11 protein-coding genes are annotated in these 9,541 nt (G+C 37.8%); all 11 read left to right on the top strand.

Annotated features, from left to right (window positions below):
* Positions 1 to 46: 46 nt before the first annotated feature.
* Positions 47 to 292, top strand: a complete 246-nt coding sequence (locus tag IEV57_RS13875; protein ID WP_014770988.1) for a type B 50S ribosomal protein L31 — start codon at positions 47 to 49, stop codon at positions 290 to 292.
* Between the two features lie 74 nt (positions 293 to 366).
* On the top strand, positions 367 to 1,566 hold the full coding sequence (locus tag IEV57_RS13880) for a GlmU family protein (protein ID WP_188443639.1): 1,200 nt from the start codon (positions 367 to 369) through the stop codon (positions 1,564 to 1,566).
* A 9-nt stretch (positions 1,567 to 1,575) separates the two neighbouring features.
* Positions 1,576 to 2,721, top strand: coding sequence for a DNA polymerase III subunit (locus tag IEV57_RS13885; protein ID WP_188443640.1), 1,146 nt, complete (start codon positions 1,576 to 1,578; stop codon positions 2,719 to 2,721).
* 9 nt (positions 2,722 to 2,730) lie between these two features.
* Positions 2,731 to 3,162 (top strand): ATP-dependent zinc protease family protein, encoded by a 432-nt coding sequence (locus IEV57_RS13890; protein ID WP_188443641.1) that lies wholly within the window; start codon positions 2,731 to 2,733, stop codon positions 3,160 to 3,162.
* Positions 3,159 to 4,067 carry a 30S ribosomal protein S6--L-glutamate ligase gene (gene rimK / locus IEV57_RS13895; protein WP_188443642.1) on the top strand — a complete coding sequence of 303 codons (909 nt, stop codon included), beginning with the start codon at positions 3,159 to 3,161 and terminating at the stop codon, positions 4,065 to 4,067. The genes IEV57_RS13890 and rimK overlap by 4 nt, the downstream gene beginning before the upstream one ends.
* Complete coding sequence (gene hemC / locus IEV57_RS13900) at positions 4,067 to 5,002, top strand: hydroxymethylbilane synthase (RefSeq protein WP_188443643.1); 936 nt, start codon at positions 4,067 to 4,069, stop codon at positions 5,000 to 5,002. The genes rimK and hemC overlap by 1 nt, the downstream gene beginning before the upstream one ends.
* Positions 4,999 to 5,835 (top strand): peptidylprolyl isomerase, encoded by an 837-nt coding sequence (locus IEV57_RS13905; RefSeq protein ID WP_188443644.1) that lies wholly within the window; start codon positions 4,999 to 5,001, stop codon positions 5,833 to 5,835. Before hemC ends, IEV57_RS13905 begins: the two co-directional genes overlap by 4 nt.
* On the top strand, positions 5,828 to 6,757 hold the full coding sequence (locus tag IEV57_RS13910; RefSeq protein ID WP_188443645.1) for an SDR family oxidoreductase: 930 nt from the start codon (positions 5,828 to 5,830) through the stop codon (positions 6,755 to 6,757). Before IEV57_RS13905 ends, IEV57_RS13910 begins: the two co-directional genes overlap by 8 nt.
* A gap of 38 nt (positions 6,758 to 6,795) precedes the next feature.
* A complete protein-coding gene (locus tag IEV57_RS13915) occupies positions 6,796 to 8,196 on the top strand; it encodes a sodium-dependent transporter (RefSeq protein WP_188443646.1) in 1,401 nt (466 codons plus the stop codon).
* 135 nt (positions 8,197 to 8,331) lie between these two features.
* Positions 8,332 to 8,703, top strand: a complete 372-nt coding sequence (locus tag IEV57_RS13920) for a response regulator (protein ID WP_188443647.1) — start codon at positions 8,332 to 8,334, stop codon at positions 8,701 to 8,703.
* Positions 8,704 to 8,801: 98 nt separating this feature from the next.
* Positions 8,802 to 9,386: a porin family protein gene (locus tag IEV57_RS13925; RefSeq protein WP_188443648.1), complete on the top strand. Its 585-nt coding sequence runs from the start codon at positions 8,802 to 8,804 to the stop codon at positions 9,384 to 9,386.
* Positions 9,387 to 9,541: the final 155 nt, after the last annotated feature.

Consider the following 9,541-nt stretch of genomic DNA (forward strand, 5'->3'; position numbering starts at 1 on the left):
TTTGCAAACTATTTCGGAAAAGGCATTTAAGATAAATAACAATACAATGAGAAAAGATATCCATCCAAACTACAGAGAAGTGGTCTTTTATGATACTTCAAGCGAGTATAAGTTCATAACAAAATCTACTATCGAGACTTCTGAAACTATTCAGTGGGAAGATGGAAAAGAGTATCCTCTCTTCAAAATTGAAGTTAGTTCTAACTCTCACCCGTTCTACACTGGTAAGAAAATGATGTTGGATACTGCTGGTAGAGTTGAGAAATTCAACAGAAGATACGCGAAGAAATAAGCTTCAGTATTTTATTAAAGTTTTTAAAAGTCTCTTGGAAGTTGTTTTCCGAGAGACTTTTTTATTTTTGTGACATGGACAATGTAATTTTATTCGATGACTCTGGGATCAGAGGATCATTATTACCCTTTACTTTTACCCGACCTGTGGCAGATATCAGAGTTGGAATTCTTAAAATCAGCGAAAAATGGGAAAAATATACAGGGGTAAAACCCGGTTTTTTGACTCAAAATTACCTGAGTAGGAAATTCACCTGCCAGAAAAGTGCAGCTATTCTGATTAATGGAGCTTTTTGTCCCAACCCAGATTTGTGGAAAGCCATCTCTGCATTAGATTCCAAGCAAGCACTTTGGATCAATCAAACCTTAATCGCAGTAAAGTCTGATGACCCAACTAATTTTGATCTAGACATCGCCAAAGAAAAGGAAAGAATCGATTTCGAGGGAGAATTTACCTTGATTCAGAAAACTTGGAACATCTTTGAATTCAATGCAAAAGAAATTAGAGCTGATTTTGATTTGCTTACCTCAGGTAGAAAATCAGCAGGCATTAGCGATCCCAACACAATAATCTACAATGAAAATCAAATCTTCGTAGAAGAAGGAGCAAAAATCAAAGCTGCTGTGCTCAATGCTGAAAATGGACCGATTTACATTGGCAAAAACGCAGAAATCCAAGAAGGCGCCTTGATCAGAGGACCATTTGCACTTTGCGAAGGCTCTACAGTGAACATGGGAGCAAAAATGCGAGGTGATACAACTGTAGGCCCACATTCCAAAATCGGTGGAGAAGTTTCCAATTCCGTGATCTTTGGTTTTAGCAACAAAGGTCATGATGGATTCATGGGCAATTCTGTCCTTGGTGAATGGTGTAATCTCGGAGCAGATACGAATACCTCCAATTTAAAAAACAATTATGCTGCTGTCAAAGTCTGGGATTATATCAAAGGAGGATTTTCCAATACAGGCCTCCAGTTTTGTGGCTTGATGATGGGAGATCATTCCAAATCTGGCATCAACACCATGTTCAATACAGGAACTGTTGTAGGGGTTGGTGCAAATGTGTTTGGAGACGGCTACCCAAGGAATTTTATCCCCTCTTTTTCGTGGGGTGGTGCTGCTGGGTTTAGCACTTTCCAAGTAAATAAATTTGAAGAAGTTGCTACCGCCGTTATGAAAAGAAGAGGACTTGAATATGATGAAATAGAAAAAGAAATCATTCAAAAAGTTTTTGAATTGACCAAGCATTACCGTATTTGGGACAAAACGCTTTAATCCGTCATTATGCTATTTTCGTCTATTCCAGGGCTACAAGATGTAAAGGAAAAAATCTTACAGGCAGTCAAGAATAATCACCTTGCACATGCCTTGCTTTTTCATGGTCCGGAAGGATCAGCTAATCTTAAGATGGCTTTGGCGCTTTCCACCTATCTGCATTGCCAAAATCCTCAAGAAGAAGATGCTTGCGGCCAATGTCCTTCTTGTCTCAAAATGGCAAAGTTGGTTCATCCCGACTTGAATTTTGCACTTCCAATCCCTTCTGTCACCAAGAAAAAGGATGATGATGATGAAGAAAAAGAAACCAAAATCGATTTCACGGCCTCTTTTAGAAATTTTGCTTTAAATACCCCTTATGGAAATATTTCTGATTGGATCTATCACAATGATATTGACAAGAAGCAATTGAATATTTCGAGAGCTGCCGCAAAAACCATATTGAACACAATCTCTTTGAAATCTTTTGAGGGAGGATATAAGATCATGATGATCTGGGGTGTAGAATATATGAATATGCAATCTGCAAATTCCCTTTTGAAAGTATTGGAAGAACCACCACCAAAAACACTTTTTCTCCTTTTGACTACACAGCCTGAGCAATTGCTGACGACAATTCTCTCCCGAACTCAAAAGGTAATGATCAGAGCTTTTACTGACGAGGAAATCAAGGATCACTTGGTGAAAGAAGACCTTTGTTCTCGGGAAGCTTCGGAACAAATTGCACCCTTAGCAGATGGCAATATGCGAGAAGCTTTCAGACTCGTAGATCAAGTTGTAGATGAAAATACCACTCAGGTACGAGATTGGTACAGACTCTGTTTTTCGCTGAAAACTGGTGAGATTATTGCCTATGCAGAGGACTTTGCGAAAAGAGATAAAGAAGGTCAAAAATCATTGTTGCTGAGCGGAATAAATGTACTTAGAGAAGTAATCTTGAGTAAGTCTCAGCTCACAGGACTGATGCGAAGTGTACCACAAGACAGAGGATTTATAGAAAATCTCGGAGTACATGTGCTTGATGAAGAAAAAGTCTTTAATATGTATCGCCTAATGAATGAGGCGCACTATCATTTGGAAAGAAACGCAAGTCCAAAAATCCTTTTCACGGATTTGTCTTTTCAAATTGCTAGAATAATGCGAAAGAAAAATTAAACCAAGACCATGAAAAAAATTATCGGAAGGAGAGAGCGAATTACACTTCCTGACTGGAAATTGAAAATGATACCTGCAAAAGTTGATACTGGTGCATACACAAGCTCGATTCATTGTACATTTGTGGAAGAAAGAGAGATCGATGGTGAGATGGTTCTTTTATACCGCGTGTTAGGTCCTGCAGATAGAAAATATAAAGACATCATCCATCAGACAACTGATTATACTCAGAAAAAAGTAAAGAATTCTTTTGGTCAAGCAGAAGTCCGATACAAAGTGAAAACAAAAGTGATTATGTTTGATGAAGAATTCGAAGCTGAATTTACACTTACTGATCGATCTAAAATGAGAAATGCCATACTCTTGGGCAGAAAAATGATTCAAGGGAAATTTTTAGTAGATGTATCTGAAGTCAATTTATCCCAAAAATCAAAAACATGAAAATCGTAATACTTTCAAGAAATTCACATTTATACTCAACTAGAAGGCTTCTAGAGGAAATACAAGCCGCAGGGCACGAGGCTAAAATTATTGACCACTCACTTTGTGATATCATTATTGAGCAAGAAGGTCCTTCGATCATTTACAAAGGTGAAAAAGTCATCGGTGTAGATGCAATCATCCCAAGAATTGGGGCCTCTGTGACATTCTATGGCACCGCTGTGGTGAGACAATTTGAATTGATGGGAACTTTTTCCGCAGTGGAGTCTCAGGCGATTGTAAGAAGTAGAGATAAGCTGAGAAGCTTACAAATTCTTTCCAAAGCTGGCTTAGGAATGCCAAAGACTGCTTTTACAAACTTTTCAAAAGGTGGTGAAAAAACTTTGATTGAACATGTGGGTGGTGCTCCGCTGATTGTCAAACTATTGGAAGGAACTCAGGGACTTGGTGTGGTCTTAGCAGAAACCAAAAAGGCAGGACAATCCGTAATTGAGGCTTTCCATGGACTAAAAGCTAGAATCATTGTCCAAGAATTTATCAAAGAAGCAAAGGGAGCTGATATCCGGGCATTTATTGTCAATGGCAAAGTGGTCGGCGCTATGAAGAGACAAGGAGCCGAGGGTGAATTCAGATCTAACCTTCACCGTGGTGGTAAAGCGACAATTATAAAACTTTCTCGTGCAGAAAAGCAAGCCGCTCTGAATGCGGCAAAAGTATTAGGCCTAGACATTGCAGGTGTAGATATGCTTCAATCTTCTAGAGGACCATTGATTTTGGAAGTAAACAGTTCGCCAGGATTAGAAGGGATAGAAAAAGCTACGGGAATCAATATCGCTGGTGAAATCGTGAAATTCATTGAGGAATCGGTCACTGGGAAATCACCGAAAAGAAAAATCAAAGAATAATGCAACATATTAAAATAGGGACTAGAGGAAGTAAATTAGCCCTTTGGCAAGCATATCATGTGGCTGATCTATTGAAAGCTAATGGTATGGACAGCGAAATCGTCATCATAGATACCAAAGGAGATAAAATCCTAGATGTTTCTATTGCCAAAATCGGAAGTAAAGGGGTATTTACAGAAGAATTAGAAGATCAACTAGCGAGTGGGCAAATTGATATTGCCGTGCACAGTGCCAAGGATATGCAATCTTCATTGCCTGATGGATTTGAAATCATAGCTTTTACAGAACGTGAAAAAGTAAATGATATCATTCTTAGTCACCGATCGGATATTGATTACAAAAACCCAAATAAACCTTTGATTCTTGGCACCTCTTCTACAAGAAGAGTGGCCACATTGAAACATTATTATCCACACATCCAAACGGTGGAAGTTCGTGGTAACCTCCAAACGAGAATTGCCAAAATGGAATCAGGCGTATGTGATGCACTATTGCTCGCCTATGCAGGTGCTCACAGAATGGGCTATGATGACTTGATTAGATATGAATTGTCCTTAGATGAATTCACTCCAGCGGTAGGTCAAGGAAGTGTAGCGATCGAAGCCGCAAGCGTAATGAATCCCGAAGTGAAGGCAAAAATTATTGCTGCGACAAATCATCAAGAAACAAGCTACAGACTACGCGCTGAAAGAGCATATCTTCGGGTATTGGAAGGTGGTTGTAGCATTCCTGTTTTTGCTTTAGCTGATTTTGAGGACAATAAACTTACGCTCAAAGGCGGAATTGTAAGTCTTGACGGTACGAAAAGAATTATTCATCAAGTATCTGGAGAGACTAAGGATGCCGAGCAACTCGGAAAATCATTAGCAGAAAAAGTTTTCCAATCTGGAGGACTAGAAATATTAAACGACATAAAATCTACTCTAAACAAATGAAAATCAAATCTTTATTTTTGATTGGACTGATCATTCTAGTTTTTTCTAGCTGTTCTGTTGAAAAAGACTATTTGGTCAAAATCGAAACCCGTCATGGAGATATGTATGCATTACTTTTCGATGAAACACCAAAACATAAAAGTAATTTTATAGAATTAGCTGAGAATGGCAGATTTGACTCAACCCAATTCCATCGCGTCATAGAAAACTTCATGGTTCAGGGAGGAGATGTATTTGGAAAAGAAAATCTTCCTCGAGAAGAATGGTATACAGTTCCAGCAGAAATCAACCCCAAGTATATTCATGGAAAAGGAATGATCGCAGCTGCGCGAATGGGCAACAACGTAAACCCAGAAAGAGCATCAAGTGGATCACAGTTCTATATCGTACAAGGAAAAGTTTATACCAAACCTGAGTTAGTTACTGACATGCGTTTGCTCGGAGAAAAATTCAACCAATTCATAGGACTTGAAAGCAATAAAGAGTTGAGAGAAAAATATTATCGACTCTATGAAGCAAGAGAGTTAGATTCTATGAATCAAATTATGTTAGGCGCCAAAGCTTCTCTAGAGAATTTTTACAATATCAACCTAGAGAAAAAAATGACCCCACAACAAATAGAAACCTACACCTCAGAGGGTGGTACGCCACATTTAGATAATGAATACACCGTATTTGGTAAGATTATCAAAGGCCTCGACGTCATGGAAACCATCGCTAAAGAAAAAACAGGTGCGCAAGACAAACCCCTTGAACCTGTGTACATGAAAGTAAGCGTTTCACAAATGAACAAAAAGAAAATCACAAAGGAATTTGGCTATACTTATGAATAACGCAAACAAAAAATCCATCCTGATCACTGGAGCAAATGGTCTTTTAGGTCAAAAGCTTGTTCAACAAATCTTGGATGAAGGACAGTTTGAGGTGATTCCAACAGGAATTGGAGAAAGTAGGCTTCCGACAAGTCTTAAAGCTGCAAAGTGGATATCATTAGATATAACGGATAGAGATGATGTGTTGCAGGTTTTTGAAAAGACAAGGCCAGACTTTGTCATCAATACCGCAGCAATGACCAATGTAGATATTTGTGAAAAAGAGAAGAAAGCCTGTGAAATATTAAACATTCACGCTGTAATGAACCTCATTCAAGCTGCTGAGAAATTTAATTCGCACTTGGTTCACCTCTCGACAGATTTTATTTTTGATGGAGAAGCTGGTCCCTACTCTGAGAATGATACTCCTAATCCAATAAATTATTACGGATGGACAAAGATGAAGGCGGAAGAGAAAATAAAAGCCTCCAAAATTAAATGGACTATAATCAGAACTGTGCTTGTTTATGGCATCGCCAATGATATGAGCCGATCGAACATCATTCTTTGGGTAAAGGAGTCCTTAGAAAAAGGGGAAACACTTCAATTGGTTAATGATCAATTCAGAACACCAACTTTAGCTGAAGATTTAGCTCAGGGGTGTCTTCTGACAATCAAAAAACAAGCTGAGGGCATTTTCAATATTTCGGGGAAAGAGCAACTTACCCCTTATGATATGGCCATCGCTACAGCAGATTTTTTTCAGCTAGATAAATCAAAAATTAAAGAGACAAACTCTGAGGCATTTACTCAAGATGCCAAACGGCCAATGAAAACTGGGTTTATAATAGACAAAGCCATTAAAGAATTGGACTATTGCCCTAAAAGTTTTATGGATGGAATTGGTATTTTATCAAAACAACTTAAATTAGCCAATTCTTAACAATTCAATAATCAATCAAAAACTAATTATCGATAAGTATGGCAGTTAAACCTGATACTGAAAGTAGAGGTCAATGGGGCTCAAGTCTAGGATTTATTATGGCCGCAGCAGGGTCTGCGGTTGGATTAGGTAACATTTGGAGATTTCCATACATCACTGGCGAGAATGGTGGAGGAGCATTTGTATTTGTCTATATCCTTTGTGTAATATTAATTGGAATACCCCTATTGTTCAATGAATTAGCAATCGGAAGACTTACGGGCAAAAACCCGATAGGTGCTATGAAAAAAGCATCTAAAAACAAACTATGGATGATTCCTGGAATCATGAGCGTCGTGATTTGTTTTATGGTTCTCACCTATTACTCTGTGATTGCTGGATGGACGGTGGGCTATATCATCACTGAATTGATCAATATTCCAGTTGACTTTGCTGTATTTATCAGAACTCCTGAATACATCATACCGCTTACATTTTTCTTTATGGTGGTTACCATCTTGGTAATCCTTGGAGGAGTTTCGGGAGGAATTGAGAAAGCATCAAAACTATTGATGCCTGTACTTTTCGTGCTCATTATCTTAATAGCCGGCAGAAGTGTCACTTTGGAAGGGGCTAGTGAAGGGATAAAATATTATTTACAGCCAGATTTTGCTAAAATAGATGGTGGAGTAATTCTCGCAGCCCTTGGACAAGCTTTCTTCTCTATGAGTGTTGGCTGGGGTTTGATGGTAACATACGGTTCTTACCTTCCAAAAAGTTCTAATTTAGTTAGCAGTGGCCTTTGGATTGGAGCTATCGATAGCTTCGTAGCACTTCTTGGTGGATTGATGATATTCCCAGCTGTATTTGCTTTAGGTCTAAAACCAGATGAAGGTCCTTCTTTAGTATTCAAAATTCTTCCACAAGTATTTGATCAAATTCCTGGTGGGTCAATTATTGGCGCAGCATTCTTCTTGCTATTGATGGTTGCAGCATTGACCTCTACCATCTCTATGCTAGAAGTTCCAGTTGGATACTTGATCGATGAAAAGAAAATTTCAAGAAAAAAAGCTGCTTGGGGAGTTGGAATTGCGGCAATGGTTATTTCTATTCCTGCAATATTAAGTTCTATTGATGGTAATGTTTTCAACACAGTAACGATGAAAATCGGATCTATCTCTAAAACTGGCTGGTTTGATATCATGGATTGGACTTTTGGTACTCTAGCAGTTACAGTTCTCTGTTTGTTGTTTGCTATATTCTCAGGCTGGTCATTTAAGACGAGTGAATTGGTAGATGAAATTGCTATCGGTTCTCCAAGTTTCAAGAAAAAATTATTCTTTGGCTTGAGTGCTGGAAATATCTGGGTATTCTTCATCCGTTACGTTTGCCCGATTGTCATAGGACTTGTACTCTTAAATCTTTTTGGAGTATTTGGTGAACCAGAAGCTGGAGGTTAATATAAAACATTAATTACCAATGAATTAAAAGATCACCTTAAAGTAAATTTAAGGTGATCTTTTAATTTTATATATAAATATATGTTTTTTAAATAATTTATTATGATATTGGTGCTGTTCACCCGACCAATACATATGAAAGTTCTTGTAGTTGATGATGATGCTATAAATAGGCTAATACTTCAAAAGCTTTTTGAGAAAGAAAACAACACTGTTAGAACAGCCCAAAATGGCTGTGAAGCTATGCAACTTCTAAATGATGAAAGTGATTTTAATATCGTAATCACAGATATCATGATGCCAGAAATGGATGGCATTCAGCTTTTAGCTGAGATAAAGTTGAATGATAAAATTAACAGAATCCCTATCATCGGTTTTACCGCTGGAGATATCGATTACTTTCGACAAATAAGCACCATTGCTTTTGATAGATTATTACCAAAACCTATGGATTTCTATGAGTTATATGACATAGCACATGGATTTGTAAATAAGAGCCTTAATTGATAAACAATTAGGGCTTTTTATTTCGTTATACTTGATAAGTAATTTAAATTACTTCAAGAAATTGAGTTTATTCCTAACGAAACATTAAATTCTGATTTATGAAAAATGCCATTCTATTGATTTTTGCTTTTGTAATAACCAGCTATGCAAAGGCTCAGGATTTTTCAATTGGTCCCAAATTCGGCGTTTCGCAAGCAAATATAAAAGTAAGTGGCGATGGCTATTCCTCAGGTGACGACAAGATGGGATATCATATCGGAATGTTCGTGAGAATGGGAGGAGCCTCTATTTTCGTACAACCTGAATTCCTATACACAAGTACAGGTGGTTTTATCATTGACGAAAATAATAACGCCACTATAGAGACGAATTTCAATCGATTGGATATCCCAATGATGGTTGGAATCAAACTAGCTAAGTTTTTTAGAGTTCAAGTAGGTCCAATAGCAAGTATTTTGTTAGATCAGTCATTTGGAGATGATCCAATTGCAGCAACACAAAACATTGATTACAGAAGCTCTACAATAGGTTACCAAGCTGGTATTGGCTTAGATTTGGGCAATCTTATCCTAGATGCCAAATATGAAAGTTCACTTGGGAAAATCGCAGAAAGTGTTGCAGGGTTTCAAACAGATCAACGACAAAACCAACTTGTACTTTCTGCTGGATTTAGATTGTTCTAATATAAAGTCATAAAAAAACCGAAGTGATTCAATCCCTCGGTTTTTCAATACTGGTAATGTGGTCAAAAATAGTTGGTGACTTTTGTTGAAAAATTTCTTAACATGCCATGCAGATTCGAAGAGGACGTAAGCTCTGCTGAGGAGCAACTTACCAG

The sequence above is a fragment of the Belliella aquatica genome, assembly GCF_014637795.1.
GTDB lineage: Bacteria > Bacteroidota > Bacteroidia > Cytophagales > Cyclobacteriaceae > Belliella > Belliella aquatica.

Bases quoted from the DNA above. Each gene is read 5' to 3' on its own strand.
- IEV57_RS13920 (WP_188443647.1), top strand. From the start codon at position 8,332: ATGAAAGTTCTTGTAGTTGATGATGATGCTATAAATAGGCTAATACTT.
- IEV57_RS13915 (WP_188443646.1), top strand. From the start codon at position 6,796: ATGGCAGTTAAACCTGATACTGAAAGTAGAGGTCAATGGGGCTCAAGT.
- IEV57_RS13875 (WP_014770988.1), top strand. From the start codon at position 47: ATGAGAAAAGATATCCATCCAAACTACAGAGAAGTGGTCTTTTATGAT.
- hemC (WP_188443643.1), top strand. From the start codon at position 4,067: ATGCAACATATTAAAATAGGGACTAGAGGAAGTAAATTAGCCCTTTGG.
- IEV57_RS13885 (WP_188443640.1), top strand. From the start codon at position 1,576: ATGCTATTTTCGTCTATTCCAGGGCTACAAGATGTAAAGGAAAAAATC.
- rimK (WP_188443642.1), top strand. From the start codon at position 3,159: ATGAAAATCGTAATACTTTCAAGAAATTCACATTTATACTCAACTAGA.
- IEV57_RS13880 (WP_188443639.1), top strand. From the start codon at position 367: ATGGACAATGTAATTTTATTCGATGACTCTGGGATCAGAGGATCATTA.
- IEV57_RS13910 (WP_188443645.1), top strand. From the start codon at position 5,828: ATGAATAACGCAAACAAAAAATCCATCCTGATCACTGGAGCAAATGGT.
- IEV57_RS13890 (WP_188443641.1), top strand. From the start codon at position 2,731: ATGAAAAAAATTATCGGAAGGAGAGAGCGAATTACACTTCCTGACTGG.
- IEV57_RS13925 (WP_188443648.1), top strand. From the start codon at position 8,802: ATGAAAAATGCCATTCTATTGATTTTTGCTTTTGTAATAACCAGCTAT.
- IEV57_RS13905 (WP_188443644.1), top strand. From the start codon at position 4,999: ATGAAAATCAAATCTTTATTTTTGATTGGACTGATCATTCTAGTTTTT.